19 protein-coding genes are annotated in these 23,387 nt (G+C 43.6%); 8 read left to right on the top strand and 11 right to left on the bottom strand.

Annotated features, from left to right (window positions below; genetic code table 11):
• Positions 1 to 9: 9 nt before the first annotated feature.
• The 7 genes from panC to dksA all read right to left on the bottom strand — a co-directional run bounded on the left by panC (position 10) and on the right by dksA (position 7,102).
• The gene (panC, locus tag CCS02_RS14705) at positions 10 to 858 is read right to left on the bottom strand and encodes a pantoate--beta-alanine ligase (protein WP_100186778.1); all 849 of its coding nucleotides are present in this window, start codon (positions 856 to 858) and stop codon (positions 10 to 12) included.
• Positions 855 to 1,682, bottom strand: a complete 828-nt coding sequence (panB, locus tag CCS02_RS14700; protein WP_100186779.1) for a 3-methyl-2-oxobutanoate hydroxymethyltransferase — start codon at positions 1,680 to 1,682, stop codon at positions 855 to 857. Before panB ends, panC begins: the two co-directional genes overlap by 4 nt.
• 3 nt (positions 1,683 to 1,685) lie before the next feature.
• The gene (gene folK, locus CCS02_RS14695; RefSeq protein WP_198432064.1) at positions 1,686 to 2,168 is read right to left on the bottom strand and encodes a 2-amino-4-hydroxy-6-hydroxymethyldihydropteridine diphosphokinase; all 483 of its coding nucleotides are present in this window, start codon (positions 2,166 to 2,168) and stop codon (positions 1,686 to 1,688) included.
• A gap of 14 nt (positions 2,169 to 2,182) precedes the next feature.
• Positions 2,183 to 3,637, bottom strand: coding sequence for a polynucleotide adenylyltransferase PcnB (gene pcnB / locus CCS02_RS14690; protein ID WP_100636971.1), 1,455 nt, complete (start codon positions 3,635 to 3,637; stop codon positions 2,183 to 2,185).
• Positions 3,638 to 4,197: 560 nt separating this feature from the next.
• Positions 4,198 to 5,601 carry a sigma-54-dependent transcriptional regulator gene (locus tag CCS02_RS14685; protein ID WP_100636970.1) on the bottom strand — a complete coding sequence of 468 codons (1,404 nt, stop codon included), beginning with the start codon at positions 5,599 to 5,601 and terminating at the stop codon, positions 4,198 to 4,200.
• A 121-nt stretch (positions 5,602 to 5,722) separates the two neighbouring features.
• Positions 5,723 to 6,622 carry a tRNA glutamyl-Q(34) synthetase GluQRS gene (gene gluQRS, locus CCS02_RS14680; RefSeq protein WP_100636969.1) on the bottom strand — a complete coding sequence of 300 codons (900 nt, stop codon included), beginning with the start codon at positions 6,620 to 6,622 and terminating at the stop codon, positions 5,723 to 5,725.
• 45 nt (positions 6,623 to 6,667) lie between these two features.
• Positions 6,668 to 7,102, bottom strand: a complete 435-nt coding sequence (gene dksA / locus CCS02_RS14675) for an RNA polymerase-binding protein DksA (RefSeq protein ID WP_012071672.1) — start codon at positions 7,100 to 7,102, stop codon at positions 6,668 to 6,670.
• Between the two features lie 168 nt (positions 7,103 to 7,270).
• On the opposite strand from dksA, the gene CCS02_RS14670 reads away from it, so the two are divergent.
• Positions 7,271 to 8,437, top strand: a complete 1,167-nt coding sequence (locus tag CCS02_RS14670; RefSeq protein WP_100637052.1) for an aminotransferase class I/II-fold pyridoxal phosphate-dependent enzyme — start codon at positions 7,271 to 7,273, stop codon at positions 8,435 to 8,437.
• Between the two features lie 63 nt (positions 8,438 to 8,500).
• On the opposite strand, the gene lptG is transcribed toward CCS02_RS14670, so the two are convergent.
• Both lptG and lptF read right to left on the bottom strand, forming a co-directional pair.
• Positions 8,501 to 9,562, bottom strand: a complete 1,062-nt coding sequence (gene lptG, locus CCS02_RS14665) for an LPS export ABC transporter permease LptG (RefSeq protein ID WP_100636968.1) — start codon at positions 9,560 to 9,562, stop codon at positions 8,501 to 8,503.
• A 5-nt stretch (positions 9,563 to 9,567) separates the two neighbouring features.
• A complete protein-coding gene (lptF, locus tag CCS02_RS14660; protein ID WP_084122657.1) occupies positions 9,568 to 10,683 on the bottom strand; it encodes an LPS export ABC transporter permease LptF in 1,116 nt (371 codons plus the stop codon).
• 254 nt (positions 10,684 to 10,937) lie between these two features.
• Here lptF and CCS02_RS14655 point away from each other — a divergent pair, with 254 nt between their 5' ends.
• From CCS02_RS14655 to CCS02_RS14640, 4 genes are all read left to right on the top strand, one after another.
• Positions 10,938 to 12,398, top strand: coding sequence for a leucyl aminopeptidase (locus tag CCS02_RS14655; RefSeq protein ID WP_100636967.1), 1,461 nt, complete (start codon positions 10,938 to 10,940; stop codon positions 12,396 to 12,398).
• Between the two features lie 265 nt (positions 12,399 to 12,663).
• The gene (locus tag CCS02_RS14650) at positions 12,664 to 13,095 is read left to right on the top strand and encodes a hypothetical protein (protein ID WP_100636966.1); all 432 of its coding nucleotides are present in this window, start codon (positions 12,664 to 12,666) and stop codon (positions 13,093 to 13,095) included.
• A gap of 131 nt (positions 13,096 to 13,226) precedes the next feature.
• A complete protein-coding gene (locus tag CCS02_RS14645; RefSeq protein WP_100636965.1) occupies positions 13,227 to 16,010 on the top strand; it encodes a valine--tRNA ligase in 2,784 nt (927 codons plus the stop codon).
• Positions 16,011 to 16,100: 90 nt separating this feature from the next.
• Positions 16,101 to 16,358: a cold-shock protein gene (locus CCS02_RS14640; protein WP_100636964.1), complete on the top strand. Its 258-nt coding sequence runs from the start codon at positions 16,101 to 16,103 to the stop codon at positions 16,356 to 16,358.
• A 1-nt stretch (position 16,359) separates the two neighbouring features.
• Here the strand turns inward: CCS02_RS14640 and CCS02_RS14635 are convergent, their stop codons facing one another.
• Entirely contained in the window at positions 16,360 to 16,782 is a 423-nt protein-coding gene (locus tag CCS02_RS14635) for a CBS domain-containing protein (RefSeq protein WP_084122655.1), read from the bottom strand.
• A 128-nt stretch (positions 16,783 to 16,910) separates the two neighbouring features.
• On the opposite strand from CCS02_RS14635, the gene tadA reads away from it, so the two are divergent.
• Positions 16,911 to 17,399 carry a tRNA adenosine(34) deaminase TadA gene (gene tadA / locus CCS02_RS14630; RefSeq protein WP_100636963.1) on the top strand — a complete coding sequence of 163 codons (489 nt, stop codon included), beginning with the start codon at positions 16,911 to 16,913 and terminating at the stop codon, positions 17,397 to 17,399.
• A 117-nt stretch (positions 17,400 to 17,516) separates the two neighbouring features.
• A complete protein-coding gene (gene purL / locus CCS02_RS14625; protein WP_100636962.1) occupies positions 17,517 to 21,416 on the top strand; it encodes a phosphoribosylformylglycinamidine synthase in 3,900 nt (1,299 codons plus the stop codon).
• 60 nt (positions 21,417 to 21,476) lie between these two features.
• Here purL and CCS02_RS14620 read toward each other — a convergent pair whose 3' ends face one another.
• Complete coding sequence (locus CCS02_RS14620) at positions 21,477 to 22,328, bottom strand: LysR family transcriptional regulator (protein WP_100636961.1); 852 nt, start codon at positions 22,326 to 22,328, stop codon at positions 21,477 to 21,479.
• A 106-nt stretch (positions 22,329 to 22,434) separates the two neighbouring features.
• On the opposite strand from CCS02_RS14620, the gene CCS02_RS14615 reads away from it, so the two are divergent.
• Positions 22,435 to 23,298, top strand: coding sequence for an urea carboxylase-associated family protein (locus tag CCS02_RS14615; RefSeq protein WP_072842301.1), 864 nt, complete (start codon positions 22,435 to 22,437; stop codon positions 23,296 to 23,298).
• The last annotated feature ends 89 nt before the right edge of the window (positions 23,299 to 23,387 follow it).

The raw sequence follows: 23,387 nt of genomic DNA, 5'->3' as shown, positions 1-23,387 counted from the left end.
AAATCAAAGTTATAGCTCTACACGCAAGTTATCAATTAAGCGTGCTTTACCTAGATATGCCGCCGTCAATATGACGAGGCGCTTCTCTTCTTCTGATGGTGTTTGTAAATTTTCTTGTGCGCGGATTTCGAAATAATCACGACGGAAACCAGCTGCTTCAAGCTTCTGCTGAGCTTGTTCGCAAATGTCCTCGTGACTCGCACGGTTTTCAATTAGCGCTTCTTTTGCCCATAACAAGGTTTGATAAATTGTTGGGGCGATGCGTCTTTCTTCTTCTGTTAAGTAGCCATTACGCGAACTCATGGCAAGGCCATCTTCGTTACGAGCTGTGTCAACACCTATGATACGTACGTTAGAGCTTAGGTCACGTACCATGTCTTGAATGACTTTAAGCTGTTGAAAATCTTTATTACCAAATATGGCGCAGTCTGGCTGAACAATATTAAATAATTTTGTCACAACTGTGGAAACGCCAACAAAATGCCCTGGGCGAGAAGCACCACAAAGAATGTCGGAAATGCCGACCACTTCGATTTGTGTTTGACTGCGTTTGCCGTCTGGGTACATTTCTAGTGCATCTGGTGCAAACAGGTAATTGCAGCCGTTGGCTTCAAGAACGCGTTTATCTTCTTCCAAGGTTTTTGGGTAGCGTTCTAAATCGCTTTGATCCGAAAACTGCATTGGGTTAACGAAGATAGAAGATACAATGATTTCACCTTCTTCTTTCGCTTTGCGAATCAGTGACATATGGCCGTCATGCAGGTTGCCCATGGTTGGGACAAACACAATGCTTTTGTCTTTCAAGCGTTCTATTTTAAGTGCGGTACGAAGCTCAGCCACGGTATGGAATGTTTTCATGATTTGAATCCGTGCTCTGGTCCTGGAAATGTGACGTCTTTAACTTCTTGTACGTAGGCTTCAAAGGCTTGGGTTACATTACGACCGTCAGTTAAAAAATTTTTAACAAATTTTGGTGTATGGCCGAGGTTGATGCCGAGCATGTCGTGCATGACCAGGACTTGGCCATCGGTATGGTGTCCAGCACCAATGCCGATTGTCGGCACAGAAACGGCTTCTGTCAGTGTTTTGCCGAGTTCTGTTGGGATGCATTCGTACAGAAGAATATCGGCTCCCGCAGCAACAAGGTCTAAAGATTCTTGTAGTAATAAGTCAGCGGCGTCTTGGCTTTTGCCTTGTACTTTGTAGCCGCCGAATTTATGTACGGACTGTGGTGTCAGACCTAAGTGTGCACAAACAGGAATACCGCGTTGGCTGAGCAGTTTCACGGTATCTGCTAACCAGCTGCCGCCTTCAAGTTTGACCATGTTGGCACCAGCTTGCATTAGCTTTGCTGCGTTATCAAGCGCTTGTTCTGGCTTGCTGTAACTCATAAAAGACATATCCGCGAGGATGAAAGCGTTGGTGTTGCCTCGTTTTACTGCCGCGGTGTGGTAGCACATGTCTTCGATGGTAACGGGTAATGTACTGTCTTGGCCTTGTATGACCATGCCTAGAGAATCCCCAACCAAGATAGTTTCAACCCCCGCGACATTCATGACGTTGGTAAATGATGCGTCATAGCTTGTTAGGCAGGTAATTTTTTCTTTATCTGCTTTCATTTTTTTAAGCGTGGATAAAGTAACTGGTTTGGTGAGTTTTCTTTGAGAGTTATCTGAATACATAATTTATTCTTCTTTGATAAAGACCAAATCGTTGGTATCAAGTTGCTGTAATTGCTCGGTAACGGTTTTTCCATTCGCTAAGAGCATATCAGGCGCTAGGTCGCTAAGCGGCTTTATGACAAACCCTCGTTCTAGCATGAAGGGATGTGGCACGGTTAGCCTTGGTAACAGTATTGTTTCTTGTCCGTACAATAACAGATCTAAGTCTAGGGTGCGCGGTCCCCAATGGCGTTCTCTTACTCGACGTTGTGACTGTTCTATACTTTGTAATAAATCAAGTAGGATGATAGGGGGGAGATTAGTTTCGAATGTCGCAACGGCATTAATATAGTCCGGTTGATCCTGTGGGCCAACGGGTTTGCTGCCATAAATAGAAGAAACACGAAGATTTTTTAAATCGTCGTGTTTCTTTAGGGCGTCAATGGCGCGATCAAGTTGCGCCACTGGATTTTCAAGATTACTGCCGAGGCCAATATAAGCGTGTATCAAGACGCATCCTCTTACTCGTCAAAAGTTTCACTTTGTGGAGCTGTGCTTGTCGCGTTGCCATTACTCTTTCTACGACGACGAGGGCGGCGTTTCTTCGGGCCTTCGTTGTCTTTAGTAAATAAGTCTATGCTTTTGATGAGCTCTCTTTGCTGGCTTTCTGTTCCATGCTGGAATTTTTCCCACCAATCGCCTAGTCCATCTAGGTTTGCACCACTTAATTCACGAATAAGTAAGAAGTCGAAACCGGCACGGAAGCGAGGATGTTCAAGCAATAAGAAAGCACGTTTGCCATAGCGTTTTGGTAGTCGGTACTGCATGTCCCAGATTTCACGCATTGGAGTTGAGAATCTGCGTGGGATAGCGGTTGATGCGACTTGGTTGTCTAATACCATATTGGCAGCTTGGTGCAATGCGGGCGTTGCAGGCATGCCTTGCGCTTGGAATTCTTCATGACGAAGAGCCACACTTGGCCACAGTAATACGGCGTATAAGAAATAAGGCGCTGTGGTTTTACCGCTTTGGATGCGATCGTCGGTGTTTTTTAGACCTTGAAGGATAAAAGCTTCTGGGTCGATGTCATTACGTTTCCAGCCGCTTTGCAGTAATGCGTCAGTGTCTGGAAATAAATAACGGAACAAGCCGTAGTGGCGCAGCAAGTGGAATGTTTCAATACCATTGCCGCTACCAAGAAGTTTTAATACTTCTTCAAATAGGCGCGCTGGTGGAATGTGATCCAGCAGATGTGCCATTTCTTTAATAGGGGCTGCGGTTTCAGCTTCTAGTTCAAATCCTAGTTTTCCAGCAAAACGAATTGCGCGCAGCATACGAACTGGGTCTTCTTGATAACGCTGACGAGCGTCACCAATAATGCGAATCTGTTTGTGTTCAATGTCTTTTAAGCCACCACAGTAATCGTGAATACTGAAGTCCTGCACATTGTAATATAAGGCATTAAATGTGAAGTCGCGGCGTTCTGCATCTTCTTCAATATTGCCGTAGACATTATCACGCAATACGATACCGTGAGCGGATCGTGCCGAGTCTTTGCCTTTTAAAGAAGTGTTTTGTGTATCGTCATCGTCATTGTCGTCTTGAGCTGAATTTGCTCTGAATGTTGAGACTTCGATGATTTCGCGCCCAAACGTTACATGGACCAATTTGAAGCGGCGGCCAATGAGTCTTGAGTTTGAGAAAATGGTGTGAACTTCTTCGGGAGTGGCATTAGTAACAACGTCAAAATCTTTTGGCTCAATGCCAATAAGATGATCTCGAACACAGCCACCAACAAGAAAGGCGTCGAAACCCGCTTTATTTAGGCGATACAATACTTTTACGGCATTTGGGCTTAAATTCTGTCGAGATAAGCTATGATCGCTGCGAGGGATGATAATAGGGTAAGTCTGTGCCTTTGGAGAGGCAAACAGTGAGGTAGCTTTACGTACCAGAGATTTTAATCCTGTAAGCATTAGACAACAAATTTTAAAGTTAACGAAAAGGGCATTCTACACGTGATGAACTAAAGTTACACGGATAATGGTATTGTTTGAGCAAAATGGGTATGTCGATATAGAAGAGATAACTGAAGCGATTGAATATTTACTAATCAGTAAATAAAATAATCGCTTTGGATACATGAAGATACTAGTTCCGAAAACAAAGTGGGTGCTGCTTCTGCAGTTCTACTCAGGTTTTATTTTTATTATTGCATTGTTTTCATTGCCCGAAGGCTTGTATATCTAAAAAGATCAATTATCCAAAGCGATTTTCCATCCATAGCCTCAAGTTTTTATTTTTATTTGAAGAGGCTACAGTGTTCCTAGATTTTATTATTATTTTTAAGAACCTACATACGACGATTAACTTATTTTTATTCTTGGTCAATCTTCTTATCGTTGTGTCATATATAAGGCATTTGTTGTGCCAAAAACAATAAAGTGCTGATTTTGTTGGGTTTTGATATATTTTTGTACACTTTCCTTACAATTTCGTGTTTATTTTTTGGGTATTTTGGTAGCAAGTGTTACTTTTAGTTTGTTACTTTTTTGGGTATTGCCAGTTTCTGTCTTCTTTCCCACAAGCTTTTTCTTGATATGCCCAAAGAATGTGCAAGCTGTGTCTCGGTCATCTTGTGTTGGTGCGTAAGAACAAAATGTTTGAAGTAGTCATCTAGCGTTGTGCCGGCCATTAAGTCGTGTTCTGTCAATCGCGAAATGTTTGTGGTGCTTGATTGCTTCTGCTGGTCAGCTAGTTTTAGGTTGGCTGCTTCGACTCTTTCAAGAGGGCTAAGAATTACGGCTCTTTCTATAGCATTTTCTAGCTCTCGTACGTTTCCAGGCCAGTTATGGGCGCGGATGGCTTTGTCGAAAGCTTGATTGTATTTGTAAATTGGCTTGTTGTGTTTCAGGCAAGCTTTCTCAAGAAGGATCTGCGCCAACATGGAAATGTCATCATCTCTGTCTCTCAGCGGCGGTAGAAGCAGTTCCATCACGTAAAGACGATAGTATAAATCCTCCCGGAAAAGTCCCTGTTTGACCATCTCTATTAGGTTCCTATGTGTTGCGGTAATAAGTCGGATATTTACTTTGGTCGACTGCGTTGCGCCTACTTTGCGTATCTCGCCCTCTTGTAAGACTCGCAATAGTCTTGCTTGCGCTTCTAGCGGCAATTCACCGATTTCATCTAAAAATAATGTGCCTTTGTCGGCGGCGAAAATGAGGCCATCATGAGATGAGTTTGCTCCGGTAAAGGCGCCTTTTTCATGACCGAAAAGCTCTGATTCTATTAGGTTTTCTGGGATGGCAGCGCAGTTTACACTGATGATTGGGTGGTTGTGGCGTTGGCTTAGGTTGTGCAACGCTTTGGCAACTAGCTCTTTACCTGTCCCTGACTCCCCTCTGATAAGAACGGTGACATGGGTTCCTGCAATTTTATACATGTCACTGAAGAGTTCTTGCATTGGTGGGCATCGACCGATGATGCCGCTGCCAGCTGAACCTAGTGCAACTGATTCTTCTTTGGCCTCTTCTGCTGTGTTGGCGAAAAGTACATGGGTTGTCTGTTTTGATGGCTGCGCTGGTTGTTTGTTTTGTTCTAGTGCGTTTACTACGTGTTTTAGTAGTGTTTCTGAGTCAGTTGGTAGGGGGAGGTAATAAAGCGCCCCTTGCGCCATGCTGCTAACACCTGTGCTCAAACTGGCTTTTGCATCAAGTACGATGCGATGTGGCATGCTAGGGAGTTCTATATTACTTTCGGCAAGGTGGTTAATGGCTTCTTGGTCGATCAGCAATAGATGGAATTCAGACAGCTCGTAGTATCGGTTGGCTTGCTCTAATGTGTTGCTGGTATTTACCTGAAAGCCATATCGAGACAACCATTTTTCTGATTCTTTGAGTGGTGAGTTGTCTGGGCAAATGATCATAATGCTGTGCATGAATTGTCACCTCTTGTAACTAGTGTAACGATTATACACATGCAAGCTTATTGGTCGAGAGCACTTCTATCTGAATCAAGGCGAACTAAATGGCATTTGTTTAGGTGATGGCTGTGGGGCGTTAGATGAAATGCAGGTCTTGCTCTTCGAGTGGTAGGTCCTTTATTCCTTTTAATTTGCTTGAGTCCCATGCTTCGATGGCTAGCGATAACGCCTCCGTGATGGAAGAGGGCGACACTAAATCAATTTTTAGATAGTGGAGTGCGCGTAATAGTGTTGGAAGATGGTTGTTTTCAATTGCTTTAGCATGATTTTGTTTGCTGATTTTATCGCCGGAATGATTAGTAATTAGCGGGATGTGGCAAATTTTTGGCGGCGTCCAGCCAAATAAATCGTAAAGGTAAAGTTGTTGTGCTGTGGTTTCTATTAAGTCTGCACCTCTTACGAGGTGGCTGATTTTTTGTAAGTGGTCGTCAACTACAACGGCAAGTTGGTAAGAAAAAAAGCCGTCTTTTCTTTTTAAAATCGGACAATTGTTTTTTAGATCATCCGTAAACAGTAAAGTGCCTTGAATGCTATCTTGGCATTGATAAACAGCCGTGCTGGTTCTTAGTCGCCATGAATGAGGTTTGCTAGTCGAGCTTTGGCATTCAAGTGGGTGGTTACCATTATATTGAGCGAGAGACTGGCGTGTGCAATTACATGGAAATATGATCTGTTGCTTTTTTAATTCAGACAGTAGTTGTTCGTAAATATGAATGTACTGACTTTGAATTCGAATTGGTTCGTCGGAAAAAAGCTGATAACTGTTGAGTGTCTCGGTGATTTGCTCGGAAAAACTAGGCTTGCAGCGTGTGCCATCCACATCTTCAATGCGAATAATCCAGCTGCCTTGCTGTTTTTTTGCATCCAAATAGCTCGCTAATGCGCTGACTAGCGAGCCAAAATGGAGTGGGCCGGTTGGCGAAGGTGCAAAACGGCCACGATAGATATTCGAAACGGCGCTGTCGTGGTTAGACACTGTTTTTAAGCACTGTTTTTAAGCACTGTTCTTAAATACACAGTGTTAGCCGCCGATTTGTCTCTCTTTGATTTCAGCTAGTGTTTTGCAGTCAATACACATTGTTGCTGTCGGGCGAGCTTCTAGGCGGCGAATGCCGATTTCGATGCCACATTCTTCGCAAAAGCCATAATCGTCAGCATCGATAAGCTCGATAGTTTGAGAGATTTTTTTAACCAATTTACGTTCGCGATCTCGAGCGCGAAGTTCTAGGCTAAACTCTTCCTCTTGGCTAGCACGGTCGTTTGGATCGGCATAGTTCACAGCTTCTTCTTTAAGATGATGAACAGTACGATCAACTTCTTCCATAAGATTTTGCTTCCAGTTGAGTAGGATGCTTTTAAAGTGCGCCAACTGGTTCTCGTTCATGTATTCTTCGCCATCCTTAGCAACATAAGGAGTGAAGTCTTTCATTAATGACTCAGGGTTCATATTTGGCATACGCATTGCCTCACTTCGCAGGTTTCCATTGTGGTAGCCTGTAACCAATAAAATTAGGTGATTTATTTTCGGGCGGAAACTTACCAGATAATGTGTTCGTTAACCACATTTTTTGCGCAAAATGTCGCGATATTTTTGAAACAGGTCGATAAAGGTAGAGAAAACGGGATGGAAAAGCATAAGTTAGCAACAAGAGTTGGGCAAATTTCGCCGTTTCAGGTGATGGAAGTATTGGCTCGGGCCAAACAGCTACAACTTCAAGGTGAAGATGTTATTCACCTTGAAGTTGGTGAGCCAGATTTTGTTGCTGTGGAAGCTGTTGCTAACGCTGGTGTGGAAGCGATTCAGCAAGGTAAAACAGGTTACACCTCGGCAACTGGTTTGCCTGAACTTAAGCGCGCTATTAGTGATTATTACCTTAGTCGCTATCAGGTTACTGTCTCGCCAGAGAGAATTATTGTTACACCCGGAGCCTCAGGGGCTTTGCTACTAATGGCGTCGTTGATGGTGGACTCCGGTGAAGAAGTGGTGATGCCTGATCCATGCTATCCATGTAATCGACATTTTTTGATTCAGGCTGGCGCAAAAGCAAAGTTGATCGAAACAAAACCTGAAGAGGGTTTTGAAATGGATTTGAGCACTTTAGCTGATCATTGGGGCGAAAATACGACTGGGCTTTGGCTTGCTTCTCCCTCTAATCCGACCGGCGCGGTACTCAGTAAGTCTTATATATCGGAAGCTTGGGAAAAGGTTAGTGCGCTTGGTGGCCATTTATTGGTAGATGAAATCTATCAAGGTTTAGTTTATGAGGGAGAGGATTTTTCTGCATTGTCTATTGCTGACGATATCTTTGTGATTAATAGCTTCTCGAAGTATTTTGCTATGACTGGCTGGCGATTGGGCTGGTTAGTTGTGCCTGAATGGGCAATTGAAGGCGCGACAAAACTGGCGCAAAACTTATTTATTGCCGCGCCAAGTGTCTCTCAATATGCAGCAGTGCGAGCGTTTTCTCCAGATGTGTTAGCTGTGTGCGAAGTACGTCGACAAACATTGAATGCTCGCCGATTGGTTTTGCTGGAAGGCTTAGAGGCGATAGGTTTGCCAGTAGTTGCGCCAGCGCATGGGGCTTTTTATATCTATGTTGATGTGTCGAGCGTGACGCAGGATGCTATGGCTTGGTGTTTAGCACTACTTGAGCAGGAAAAAGTGGCACTCACGCCAGGGGCTGACTTTGGTATCAAAGACGCTCATAAATACGTGCGCTTTGCATACACTTGTGATGAGGCTAGATTGCAAGAAGCGCTAGCGAGGATTGCTCGCTTCATGGCTTCTTAGTTACAGATATGACGTTTTGATTTGAGATTGTTTTTTTATTTAAGAGTAAGGTGCCGAGTCTAACTAACCTCTGCGCCTTACTAATATGATGCCTGCTAGTAAGCAGATAACAATTGGAATGCTAACACCGATGACTGGTGGGAAGTTAATGGCGACACTCATACGACCAAATAGGTTGAGCGCATTTTGAAATGCCAGGCCTATTATGACCCCTGTGAATATTCGACCACCCATTGTGGAGGACCTAAGTGGTCCGAAGACGCTCGATAGTGCAACTAGCACTAGTGCCAACGAGGCGATTGGCCGCAATGCCGTAATCCAAAACTCCAATTCATACTGAGCGCCATCGAGCTTTTGCTGCTTTAAGTAAGTTTGATAGTTTTTAAGCTGACTTAAAGACAAAGCATCTGGTTCTTGTGATGCCAAAAACAAGTGCTCTGGTGTAATGCTAACGTTCCAGTTCGCGTGTTCCATGCTTTTTTTCTCTACATGATCGGATGCGAAGATTGTTTCTGTCACGTTATTTAATTGCCATTGGGAACCTTCAGTATGTTGTGCGCTACTTGCTGTTATTATGTTTTTCAGTTTCTGGCCATCAGGCGAGAAAATTTGTATGCCATATAGCTTACCCATATCGTCTGCGGCATCAATGTAGACAAAACTGTTGTCCGCTTTTAACCAGACGCCTCCCGTTAGTGAGAAGGTTCCGCTTTCTTGGCCTTTGAATTTTTCGATCAAGTTGGCTTTTTGTTCGGCCATGGGGGCGACAAATTCTGAAATCCCCATTCCTAGTAGAGAGACCAGCAATATTGGTTGGCATGCCGCAAAGCCAATACGCCAAATCGGCATCCCCGCGGCGCGCATCACGGTTAACTCAGATGTTGCAGCTAATGTGCCTAGTCCCATTAAAGTGCCGATCAATGAGGCAACTGGAATATATTCCGCTAGTTTTCCTGGTAGGCGAAATAGGATGACCTGTAATAACGATTGTATGGTGTAGTTATCGTTTACTTTTTTGATTTGCTCTATAAAAGTTAGCGCAAAATCCAATCCAAGTAGTACCACTGCGACAATTAAAAAGGCCCATAAAACGCTGCTAGCAATGTATTTATCTATTTTAGTCATATTGGTTACTCGCTTGAGTCCGCTGCGTTGGGTTGTCTGGTCTTGCGACGCTCAAATACTTGATTGTACTGTGCAAAAAGCACGGCAGCGATGAGTATGAATATGCCATGTATCCACCATAAGCCAAGTTGGATGGGGAGTTTGCCTTTTTCCAGTGATGTTCGCCCCCAAATGAGGAGAGCGATGTACAATATCATCAAAAGAATTGCGGGTAGCATTTTGAAAAAGCGACCTTGCCTTGGATTTACTTGGCTTAGTGAGAGGCCAATGATAGCAAGAATAGGAATAATGAGAACCAACGAAATACGCCATTGGAGCTCAACTTTTTCTAAGAGTTTATCGCTGTTAATTAAGCTGAGAGTGTTTTGGGTGTAAGGGTCATCAATGATGCTTTCATCTTTGCTTTCCATGCGTATTGCGTAGGTATCAAACTGTGTGATGCGATAATTTGCTGTGCCGGGTTTGCCCTCGTAGCGAGTGCCGTTTTTGAACACAAGGTAGTTTTGATTGCCTTCAGAGCTAATGCGGATTTGTTCTGCATTGGCTGCGAATGTTTGTATTGGAATGTTTGTGTCTTTTTTACGTACTACATCAGAAAGGAATATTTGATTCATCCAACCTTCTTTAGTGAAGCTATCGATGTAGGTTGTACGTTGGCCGCTGCCTTCAAAGCGGCCGGGGATGAGAAAATCAAAAGCTGATAGTTGGTTTTGAGCTTGCGATGCTTCAGCTGCTTTGTACTCACTGTATGGCGCGAGCCAAAAATTAATGGAGGCACTGACTAAACCGACAAGAAAGGCGATACCAAGAGTATAACCTGCAAGTTTTACTTTGCTGATGCCACTGGAAAAAAGTACCGACATTTCATTTTCTATATAAAGGCGCCCAAAAGAAAGTAATAACGCCAAGAAAAAAGCCAATGGCAAGATCATCTGGACGAAACTGGGAACATGATAGCCTAGAATCACGAATAGAAACTCGAAGGTCATTTTTCCGTCGGCGATACGGCCCAAATAAAAGGAAAATCGACCGCTTAGAATGACGAGTAGTAAAATTAGCGTAACGCCAGCTGTTGACACCAGCACTTCTTTCGCTAAGTATCTGAATAGTCTCAAAGTCACCTCTGGATGGATTCTGCTTTTTAAGCGTAGAGTTGATTACACATCTAAAGCCCCCATTATCTCGTGGTAAGAAGTATATTATCCAGTTTTTTTTAAAATGAGACCTTTGCACGACAACGCTACTTGTAATATAGAACGTTAAAAATGGTCTTAAAGTGTCGATTTATGGCTAATAAATCGTATTTTTGCCTTGTCTTTGCTTAGCTGGTGACCTTGTGTAAATGTCTTGAAGTTATTTTATTGAGGGTTTTTTCATGAATATGGCGTTATTTGATCGCTTATCCACAGTGCAAGCAGATTTGCTTGTTGCATTTGTTCCAAGTGAAGGTGACTTTTCAGAGTCAACCGCTTGGGTTGATGAGAATGCCAATGGGCAAGTCTCTCAATTGCGTGAAACTGGTGTATTTAAAGGTAGTGTGGCGCAAACGCTATTATTGCCTGGTATGTCGCAAGACTTCGCTCAAGCAGTATTATTAGTCGGTATTGGTAAAGATGCTCAGTTGAGTGATATGCAAGCTCGTAAAGTCATTGCAGCCGTAGCAGCTCAAATTAAAGGTTTGCCATTCGCTTCGGTTGCGGTTGCAAGTGCTGGTTTAGTATTGAAAAACCGTTCTCAGGCTGATGTGTTGGCTTTGGTTGCTCAGTGGTTGAATGAAGGTTTTTATAACTTCCTTGGCTTCAAAAAAGACGATGCTGAGAAAGCGACAAAAGTAACATCTTTGTTGTTAGAGGGCACAGATGAAGCGGCTTTAGCAATTGGTACGGCTACGGCGAAAGGTTCTGCCTTTGCTCGTCAACTAGGAAATCTTCCTGGTAACGTGTGTACGCCAAGTTACTTAGCATCTAAAGCGCAGCAGCTAGGTGAAGAATACAGTATCGGTGTTGAGTTACTAGACGAAAGTAAAATGGATGAACTAGGCATGCATTGCTTGTTGTCAGTTGGTCATGGTAGTGATCAGCCAAGCTACTTAATCGTTATGAACTACCGCGGTGGTGAAGAAGGTGAAGCGCCTCACGTTCTCCTAGGTAAAGGTATTACTTTTGATACAGGCGGTATTTCCTTGAAACCTGGTCCGAAAATGGATGAGATGAAATACGACATGTGTGGTGCTGCTAGCGTTTTTGGCACAATGAAGGCGATTTGTGAGCTAAAACCAAAGCTTAATTTCACAGCTGTTATTGCTGCAGCCGAAAATATGCCAAGTGGTCGTGCAACTAAACCTGGCGATATTGTGAAGACTATGTCTGGTCAAACGGTAGAAATCTTGAATACCGATGCCGAAGGTCGTTTAGTGCTTTGTGATGCTTTGACTTACATTGAGCGCTTCAAGCCGAAATCGGTTGTTGATATTGCAACTCTGACGGGGGCTTGTGTGGTTGCTTTGGGTAGCGTTAACTCTGGTATGTACGCGAACAATGATGATCTAGCATCAGAACTGAAAACAGCAAGCCAAGTATCAGCTGATAAAATTTGGCAAATGCCTCTTGATGAAGAGTATCAGCAGCAGCTGGATAGCAACTTTGCTGATATCGGTAATATCGGTGGTCCAGAAGCGGGTTCTGTAACAGCTGCTTGCTTCTTGTCTCGCTTTACTGGTTCTTATCCTTGGGCGCATTTGGATATTGCTGGTACAGCTTGGGCTGGTGGCGCAAGTAAAGGAGCAAGTGGTCGTCCAGTTGCTTTGTTGACTCGTTATTTGCTCGGTAAAGTGTAACTAACTCGTTTTCTTACTAACGCATAGCGTTTATAAAAGCAGTAATCATTAATGGTTGCTGCTTTTTTTGTGCAGTCTTCTAAGGGGAAAGATTAGTCCGATCAAGGTGTTATTTTTGTTCGCTCTGTGTTGTGTTCATTATCTTCATTTGGAGAGGGTGGACTTTTGTGTTTTTCAATGCGAAAGTTGAGGGCTTCAAATGATGGGTTAAGTATGTAATGTCGCTTAACTCTTGTATTTTGCTTTCTTAATATTGGTTTTTCCTATGTCAGATTTAGCCACTCATTATGATGATGGTGTTCTTGAACCAGATGAAGAAACCTTGATGTCTGCTCTGCGGAATCAAGATGACATTCCTATTTTGATGGATATTGTCGCTGAGAGAGAGTCACTTTCCTCTAGCCAAGAAGCGCATTTAGAACAGTCTTTTAGTGAGCATAAAGAGCAGGATGCTAAGCCGCAAGATATACTTGATGGCAGTGTTTCGCAGGAAGCCTATCAGAATGATTTTAAAGATGAATCGTCAAATCCGTCACTAGATGAAGTCGTTACGCTGAACGAAGTGGTTGCTGAATCGGCTTTATCGCAAGAGTTGATTGCTAAAACTATTGCAGATGTACTTGAAAAACGTTTACCAGAGTTGGTGTCGGAAGTGATGCAGGCATTGCATGCAGCCGGTACAACTCAAAAAGAGTAATACAAATTAATAGCTGTCTAATGTGTTTGCAGACGGCTTAATTACCCACGTGTTATTCTTTATCTTGTTATGACACGTTATAATTCCTCAACTTACAATTGATCGCTACATAAGAGCCTTAAGACATCATAATGGAAAAGACCTACCAACCTCAGAGTATTGAACAGCCTATTTATAAACGTTGGGAAGAGGGCGGATACTTTTCCCCTCAGGGCAACGGTTCTCCATTCTCTATCATGATTCCACCTCCAAACGTCACTGGTAGTTTGCACATGGGGCATGCGTTTCAGCATACCTTGATGGACGCCATGATTCGCCGTGAGCGTATGAAAGGCAGTCGTACTTTATGGCAGCCGGGTTGTGACCATGCGGGTATCGCGACTCAAATGGTGGTTGAACGCCAATTAGCGGCTCAAAATATTACTCGTCATGATCTTGGTCGTGAAAAGTTCCTTGAAAAAGTTTGGGAATGGAAAGGTCAGTCTGGCGGCACTATTTCTGACCAGATGCGTGTCTTAGGCGATTCTGTTGCGTGGGATAAAGAACGTTTCACTATGGACCCAGGCATGTCTGCTGCGGTTCAAGAAGTGTTTGTGCGTCTGTTTGACGAAGGCATCATTTACCGTGGTCAGCGCCTTGTAAACTGGGATCCAGTATTGCATACGGCAATTTCTGATCTTGAAGTAGTTTCTGAAGAAGAAAATGGCTTCATGTGGTACTTCCGTTACCCACTTGCTGATGGCGTGAAAACAACAGATGGCAAAGATTACATTGTTGTCGCAACGACGCGTCCAGAAACCATGTTTGGTGACGCTGCTGTTGCTGTAGCGCCAGATGACGAGCGTTTTACAGACCTTGTTGGCAAGTTTGTTGAATTGCCATTGGTTGGTCGTCGTATTCCAATCGTTGCTGACGAATATGTAGATAAAGAATTTGGTACGGGTTGTGTGAAAATTACACCAGCCCATGACTTCAATGACTATGAAGTAGGCAAACGCCACGACATGCCATTGATCAATATTTTGACCGACGATGCGGCCATTAATGATGTAGCGCCTGAAAAATATCGCGGTATGGATCGTTTTGATGCACGTAAAGCCGTTGTTGCTGATTTTGATGCGCTTGGCTTGCTTGAGAAAGTCGTTGATCACAAATTAAAAGTACCACGCGGTGAACGTGGTAATACGGTTATTGAACCTTACCTAACACAGCAGTGGTATGTCGCTGTTGAGTCATTGGCAAAGCCTGCGATCGAAGCAGTTGAAAATGGCGATATTCAGTTTGTGCCTAAGCAATGGGAAAACACTTACTTTGCTTGGATGCGTGATCTTCAGGATTGGTGTATCTCTCGTCAGCTGTGGTGGGGACATCAGATCCCAGCTTGGTACGATGCGGATGGCAAACACTACGTTGGTAAGAGTGAAGAGGAAGTTCGTGCCAAATACAGCCTAGCGGCTGATGTTGAATTAACTCAAGACGAAGACGTACTAGATACTTGGTTCTCTTCTGCACTTTGGACCTTTGCAACACAAGGCTGGCCAGAAGAAACGCAAGATTTTGCTGAGTTTAGTGAATCGGACGTGTTGGTAACCGGCTTTGATATTATTTTCTTCTGGGTTGCCAGAATGATCATGATGACCTTGAAATTTACTGACAAAGTACCTTTCAAAACGGTTTATATCACTGGCCTTATTCGCGATGAACGCGGCGATAAAATGTCGAAATCCAAAGGCAACGTTATCGATCCATTGGATTTAATCAATGGTATTGATATCGAATCTTTGGTTGCAAAACGTACTTACGGCATGATGCAGCCACGCTTGGCTGAAAAAGTCGAAAAGAATACTCGTGAAACCTACCCAGAAGGTATTCAAGCCTACGGTACTGATGCACTGCGTTTTACGCTTTGTTCATTGGCGTCTGGCGGCCGAGACATTAAGTTCGATCTTAATCGTCTTGAAGGTTACCGTAACTTCTGTAACAAGATTTGGAACGCTACGCGTTATGTCTTGATGAATACAGAAGATCAAGATTGTGGACAGAATGGCTCAGAGGTTGAGTTGTCTCTTGCTGATAAGTGGATTATTTCTCGCTTGCAGCATGCAGAAGATGCCGTAAACCGCGCTTTCGATACGCATCGTTTCGATTTGGCTTCTCAGGCATTGTACGAATTTATGTGGCACGAATACTGTGATTGGTATTTGGAATTGTCTAAGCCTGTACTTTGGGATGAAAATGCCACTGCAGCGCAATTGACTGGCACGCGTCGTACTTTGGTTCGAGTATTGGAAGCTTTCCTACGTCTTGCTCACCCAATGATGCCATTCTTGACCGAAGAAATTTGGCAACGTGTTGCGCCGCTTGCAGGTGTTGAAGGCGAGACGGTTATGTTGGGTGAATACCCAACGGCTAATGAGGCAAAAAAAGACGAACAAGCAGAAGCTGATGTTGAATGGCTAAAAGGTGTTATCGAAGGCATTCGTAATATCCGTGGTGAAATGAATATTTCTCCTTCTAAGCCGCTTACTATTTTGTTCCGTAATGGTTCTGAGCAAGATAAAGCACGTTTAGATGCGAACTTAACCTTCTTACAAACACTGGCTAAATTAGAGTCTGTCACTTGGTTGAATGCGGGTGATGAAGCGCCAATGTCAGCGACTGCGTTAGTTGGTGATATGGAAGTGCTAGTGCCAATGGCTGGCTTGATTGATAAAGAGGCTGAGCTTGCGCGTTTGCAAAAAGAAATTGATAAAGCGTCAAAAGAATTGCAACGCATTCAAGGAAAACTTTCTAATGACAGCTTTGTGGCGAAAGCGCCTATTGAAGTGGTTGAGAAAGAACGAGCTAAGTGTGATGACTTGCAACTTGCGGTAACTAAGTTGGAAGAGCAAAAGATCAGTATTGGATCTTTGTAAATTCGCGTTGTAAAAACATAAGGTTGGAAGTCTATTTTGGCTTCTGACCTTGCGCTTACTTAATAAAAATAAAAAAGAGGCGAGATAGAGATGGAAAGATTAACTGGGAAAGTTAAGTGGTTTAACGACGCTAAAGGCGTGGGTTTTATTAAGAGAGAAGAAGACAGCGATGTGTTCGTTCATTACAAGTCGATTGCTTGTGATGGTCATAAAAGCTTAAGAAAAGGCCAGTCGGTTAGTTTTGTGTTATCTACTACGGATTTTGGCTTGCAAGCGATGGAAGTGCGTTTAGAAAAAGAGGCGCAAGTTGCATCCTCTGGTTCTAATCAACAGCTTGAAAGTGCTTAATTTATTTAGATTCAGTTAGCATCTTGTGCGCAAGTTTGACGAAATCGACTGGTGTAATGATGCCAACGAGTTTGTTGTCTTGAGTTACTGGTAGGCAGCCATATTTATTCTCAATAAAGAACTCGGCAGCCATGTCTAAATCTGTGTCAGGGCTTACTGTTAGTATGTCCTTGTTCATGGCGTTTGCAATTGGCGTTTGTTGTTCTTTCTTAGATATTTGCTGGGTGCCAAATTGGCTAACTAGGTGAAAGGCATGACGTAAGTATTCACGCTGCGTTAGCATGCCAACACATTCCCCTTCGTCGTTTACGATGGGGATGTTTCTAATATTTTTTTCTTGCATCAATGCTTTGGCTTTCGCTAAAGAATCGTTTTCTCTCAGTGTAATTAAGTTAGTAATCATCAAATCAGCTACAGTGCGCATGAAGAAGTCTCCCTATATCTATTTCAGCGTTAATGCTCAGTGTAGAGCGGATCAGGTATGAAAGGCAATTATGTATAAAAGGCGATTATGTCTTAGATAAAGCATAGCAGCCTTGAGGTAGATCAATAATGACAGATCAAGAATGGATGGAGCGTGCGATAGCACTGGCTGCAAAAGCGGCATCAGAAAATGAAATTCCGGTTGGCGCTATTGTCGTACTCAATGATGAAATTATCGGTGAAGGCTATAATGCACCGATTTCGCTTTGTGATCCTACCGCTCACGCTGAAATTCAGGCGATTCGTATGGCCTGTAAAACCATTAATAACTATCGGCTGCCTGGTGCGACTTTATATGTCACATTAGAGCCTTGTTCTATGTGCGCGGGCGCTATGGTTCATGCACGTATTGATAGAGTGGTTTATGCTGCGACGGAACCCAAAAGCGGTATTGTGGACAGTCAGGGGCATTTTTTTGAAGCGCCATTTCTTAATCACAAAGTGAAAGTTGAGTCTGGCGTATTGGCTGAAATGGCTTCTCTTCAGCTTACCCAGTTCTTTCAATATCGCCGTGAACAAAAAAAGAAGCTCAAGGAACAGGCAAAAAAGGCTACTTAGGCAATTAATTCCATCATTTTGTGTAGAAATTTCATACTCTGCTGGCCTCTATTTGCCTCATTGATTTAAAATACCCGCACCATTTCCCCAAAACTACCAAGTGAGGCAATACTCAACATGCTAACTCTGCATGGTTCCGCAGCGCTATCAGCGTTTCGCAAGGCAAAGTTATTAGCCAATATGCAAGCATCTATCCCATCTGTCACAGATGTTGATGCTCAATTTCTCCATTTTGTGGAGCTGGCTGATAATAAAACGCTTACTGCTGAACAGGAAACTGTTCTACAACGCGCTTTGGCCTACGGTCCTAAATCCTCCCAAGTCAGTTCATCTGATCAAAGTGTTTTAGTGGTTCCTCGTTTAGGAACTATTTCACCTTGGTCATCGAAAGCAACCGATATCCTTCATAACTGTGGCCTTGCGGCCGTATCCCGCGTTGAACGTGGCGTGGAATACTTTATTCATAGCTCGGCGCCATTGGCGCTTGAAGAGCTAGATTTGTTGTCTGCTATGTTGCATGACCGCATGACAGAAAGCGTACTTCCGGCATTGAGTGACGCTACTGACATGTTTTCTCATGCAGAACCGGCACCAATGACAAGTGTTGATGTGTTAGGTGGCGGCCGTGCCGCGTTGGTTGAGGCAAACCAAACGCTAGGTCTTGCTCTTGCGGATGACGAAATTGATTATCTTGTCGAGTCTTTCATTGAGTTGGGTCGTAATCCAATCGATGTAGAGCTAATGATGTTTGCACAAGCAAACTCAGAGCATTGTCGTCACAAAATTTTTAATGCGTCTTGGACAATTGATGGCGAAGAGCAAGAGCGCTCTTTGTTTAAAATGATCAAGAACACTCACGAACATAATCCTCATGGCACCTTGTCTGCTTATAAAGACAACGCTGCTGTGATGGAAGGTCACTTTGGTGGTCGTTTCTTCCCATCAGCTGAGACTCGTGAATACGGCTTTAGTCATGAGCACATCGATATCTTGATGAAGGTAGAAACCCATAACCACCCAACTGCCATTGCGCCTTTCTCAGGTGCGGCGACGGGGTCTGGTGGTGAGATTCGTGACGAAGGCGCGACTGGTATTGGCTCCAAACCAAAAGCTGGTTTGAGTGGTTACACAGTATCTGATCTTAAAATCCCAGGTTTTGAACAGCCATGGGAAAGCTATTACGGCAAACCGTCTCGTATCGTAACGCCTTTGGATATTATGATCGAAGGTCCTATTGGTGGTGCGGCATTTAACAATGAGTTTGGTCGTCCAAACCTATTGGGTTACTTCCGTACTTACGAACAAAAAATTCAAGGTGCCTCTCAAGAAGAAGTGCGTGGTTACCATAAACCAATTATGTTGGCGGGCGGTATCGGTAACATTCGTCGTGAACACGTTGAAAAACAAGAGATCAAAGTTGGCGCTAAGTTAATCGTACTTGGTGGCCCTGCAATGTTGATCGGTCTTGGTGGCGGTGCGGCATCCTCCATGGCTTCTGCCGATGGCAATGAAGATCTTGATTTTGCTTCTGTACAGCGTGGCAACCCAGAAATGGAGCGTCGTTGTCAGGAAGTGATCGACCGTTGCTGGCAGCTTGGCGACAAAAACCCAATCAGCTTTATCCACGATGTGGGCGCTGGTGGTTTGTCTAACGCTTTGCCTGAATTGGTAAAAGACGGCGAGCGCGGTGGTAATTTTGATCTGCGTAAGGTCCTAAACGACGAACCTGGCATGTCTCCACTAGAAATCTGGTGTAACGAATCGCAAGAGCGTTATGTTATGGCGGTTTCTCCAGATCGAGTTGAAGAATTTACCGCGATTTGTGAGCGTGAGCGTTGTCCTTTTGCCATCGTTGGTGAGGCGAAAGAAGAAATGCATCTGCAAGTTGCTGATGAACATTTTGATAACAATCCAGTTGATTTGCCAATGTCTGTTTTATTTGGCAAGCCACCTAAAATGCACCGTGAAGCAACAAAAGCGGTTATTGCTGGTGATGATTTTACTGCTGTTGACGTGGACCTTGCTGAGGCTGCAAATCGCGTATTGAGTTTGCCAACGGTAGCGAGCAAAAACTTCTTGATCACCATTGGTGACCGTTCAATCACGGGTATGGTTGCTCGTGATCAAATGGTTGGTCCATGGCAAGTGCCTGTAGCAGACGTGGCGGTAACAACGTCCTCTTTAGAAGGCTACACAGGTGAAGCTATGACAATGGGTGAGCGTACGCCAATTGCGCTGTTAGATGCACCTGCATCTGGTCGTATGGCCGTTGGTGAAGCGTTAACTAACTTGGCTGCAGCTCACATTACTAAGCGTAGTAGTATTAAGTTGTCTGCAAACTGGATGGCCGCTGCAGGTCACGAAGGCGAAGATGAAAAGCTTTACCAAACTGTAAAAGCAGTAGGTATGGAATTGTGTCCAGCATTGGATATTGCCATTCCAGTTGGTAAAGACTCTATGTCGATGAAGACCGTATGGAAAGAAGATGGCAAAGAAAAAGCCGTGATATCTCCGCTTTCTTTGGTTATCTCAGCGTTTGCACCAGTGACAGATGTTCGTAAGACATTAACACCAGAGTTACAAAACAAAGCCGATACGCGTTTGTTATTGATTGATTTGGGTGCTGGTAAAAATCGTCTAGGCGGTTCTGTTATTGCTCAGGTTTACAACAAACTGGGTCAACAAGCGCCAGATGTGGATGATGCGGCTACATTGGCTGGTTTCTTCGATACAACCCAAGCACTTAATGCTGAAGGCAAATTGTTGGCCTACCATGATCGTTCTGACGGTGGTGCGTTTGCAACTTTGGTTGAAATGTCATTCGCGAGTCATTTGGGTCTGAATATCGACCTTGATGAAGTTGTTTCTAATCGTGCTCAAGTGGCGCCTGTGTTATTCAGCGAAGAGTTGGGTGCAGTGATTCAAGTTAATGAATCAGATGTTGCTGCTATTATTGCTGCTTATGCAAAAGTAGGTGTCGCTGTTGCTTCTATTGCTACTTTGTCTGGTGACGATAACATTTGTGTTCGTTTCGCAGGTGAAACTGTGCTTGAAGAATCTCGTATTAATTGGCAGCGTGTTTGGTCTGAAACCAGTTACCGTATTCAATCATTGCGTGATAATCCTGATTCAGCACAGCAAGAATTTGATAGTCTGTTGGATGCGAAAGACCCAGGTTTATCTGCTGACGTTCGTTTCGATCAAAATGAAAACATTGTTGCTGCATTTATTGACTCTGGTGTTAAGCCTAAGATTGCTGTTTTGCGCGAGCAAGGCGTAAACGGTCAAGTTGAAATGGCAGCTGCTTTCCATAAAGCTGGCTTCATTCCAGTGGATGTTCACATGAGTGATATCTTGTCTGGTCGTACGACGCTGGATCAGTTTAGTGGTTTGGTAGCTTGTGGCGGTTTCTCATACGGTGATGTATTGGGTGCTGGTGAAGGTTGGGCGAAGTCTATCCTTTTCAACCCAGTAGCTCGTGAGCAATTCGAAGCCTTCTTCACTCGTCCTGATACTTTCACGCTTGGCGTGTGTAATGGTTGTCAGATGTTGTCGAATTTATACGAATTAATACCTGGAGCGGGACATTGGCCGAAATTTGTTCGTAACCAATCTTCTCAGTTTGAAGCTCGTCTTGTACAAGTAGAAGTTCAAAAATCGAACTCTATCTTGCTTGCTGGTATGGAAGGTTCTCGTATGCCTATCGTGGTTGCTCATGGTGAAGGTCTAACTGAATACCGTGATGACCAAGATATGGCGACACTGGCTTCTGCGAATCAGATTTCGTTGCGTTATGTTGATAACTACGGTCAAGCAACCGAACGTTATCCATTTAACCCGAATGGTTCTGCGCAAGGTGTAACGGGTTTAACATCTGAAGATGGTCGAGTGACTATTATGATGCCTCACCCAGAGCGTGTCTATCGTACGGTTCAGCACAGCTGGCATCCAAGCGAATGGCAAGAGCAAGCACCATGGTTGCGTTTGTTCCAGAACGCACGTAAATGGTTAGGCTAATTCGATAAATTAGTACTGATGAAACCCTTTAGCTGAAAAGCTAAAGGGTTTTTTTTGTGTCTATGATTTGAGCAAGTGCTCAATAAGTAAATGGGTATTGGCATGAGCGTAACGATTCTGTTCGATAGCATAATAACGGCCAATATTACCCTTCTGATGAGAAAGTGAGACTAATGTCCCCTTTAACAGATCTTGCTGGATGAGTGTTTCAGGACACAAGGCCACTCCTTGTGCCGCCAGCGTAGCCATTTTGAGTAAGTGAAAATCTTCGTAAATCACTTTTGCTGGTTGAATCAGTTGCTTGCTTTGCAGGGAGAACCAATCTTGCCAGCTAGCATCTGAGTGATCATGTAAGAGATCTGCTTTTAATAACCCATTAAGAGATAGGAGATTTGGATGCTGGCTTAAATATATCGGGCTGCAGACTGGTAGCGTTTCACCCGAAAAAATTGGTGTGAGTGAATGGGGGGTGGAGTCAGAGTTTTCATGGCTGCCAATGCGCAAACTGTATTCATCTAGATAGTCAGGTGCGGAGGAGTAATATCGAATTGCTAAATCGTAATTAGGATTAGCTTTTTTGAATGCGAGTAATCTTGGTAATAACCAAGATTCGAGAAGTGAAGGTAGGCAATATAGAGTAATGGTGTGCGTGTTTTGCTTTTTCGTCAATAGTACTTTGTCAATATGATCGAAGGGCTGAGCTAATTCTGTTGAGAGTTTTATGCCTTCTGGTGTGACTTTTAATTGTCGGCCGGATTTATAAAAGAGGGCGTAACCTAGCTGCGCTTCAAGGCGTTTGATTTGATGGCTAACGGCAGATTCGGTCAAGCTCAGATAATCTGCCGTTTGTTTTAGGCTACCGAAGCGAACCGCTAAATGAAAAGTGTGTAATGCTGTGTAGGGGAGGCTCATAACTCACTCTTGAATATTTGTCATGTACTTAAAATAAATGTCCATTTTTTTGAGTTTCCGCTTTCTCTAGTCTAAGTCAAATAGAAACTTAATTTGGAGAGACAATATGGCGAATGTAGAAGCAGCGTACAGGTCAGGTGAAGGCTCAAAATTGGCTGTTGATAAAGTGTTTTACGATTCTTTAAAAGAAGGTCAGGCGAAGCGAACTTTGGTCGAAACTATCAAGGTTCCAATGCGATTTGGTCAAGCTTGGAAAGTGCCAGCGGGGCATGTATTTCGTATCCGCGTTTCAGATGGGCCGCAGGTTGGTGACTTTAATATGTGGAATCTACATGATCCAAGGGAGCGGATGTGGGCTTCCAGAACTCGCCAACTACAGCGTGCACATGTAAGTACACATGACAGACTATGGTCGACACTACCTTTCTTACGCCCAATGGCAACTATTATAGAAGACACACTAGAAGATTATGGTAAGGATGAAGATGGCGGGCGAGTACATGACTTACTCGGTACGCGTTGTGATCCTTATATCAACTACCTATTAACTGGGGAAGACTTTGATTTTCACTGTCATTCTAATTTGGTTCGTGCAGTACTTCCTCATGGATTAACAGAGTTTGATGTACATGATGTGTTGAACGTCTTTCAATGTACTGGTTTAAACGAAGATGATCAGTATTTTATGAAGCCGTGTCCTGCCCAAAAAGGAGATTATCTCGAATTTTTTGCGGAGATCGATTTGTTGTGTGCGATGTCTTGCTGTCCGGGCGGAGATCTATCTGTGGATTTCTTAGGACGAGACGGTATAGACCCTTTATCAACATGCCATCCATTGGAAGTTGATATTTATCGTTTAGATCCTGTAGCCCTAGAAAATTGGCAGTCGCCAAAGAGTCCTGCTTATAAAGGAGTTCATGGTATGCGTGCTCCGAACATAGATTGGAGCGTTATAAAACAGGATATTTAAAGTTTTAGATTATAAAATAGTCAGCTTCAGGGGGGGGATTAATAAGTGATCCACAATTGAATTAAATGACATTAATTTAAATTTTCTTT

This window comes from Marinomonas sp. ef1, assembly GCF_002806845.1.
In the GTDB taxonomy this organism is placed as follows: Bacteria; Pseudomonadota; Gammaproteobacteria; order Pseudomonadales; family Marinomonadaceae; genus Marinomonas; species Marinomonas polaris.
This window is presented reverse-complemented; position numbering and strand designations above follow the sequence as displayed.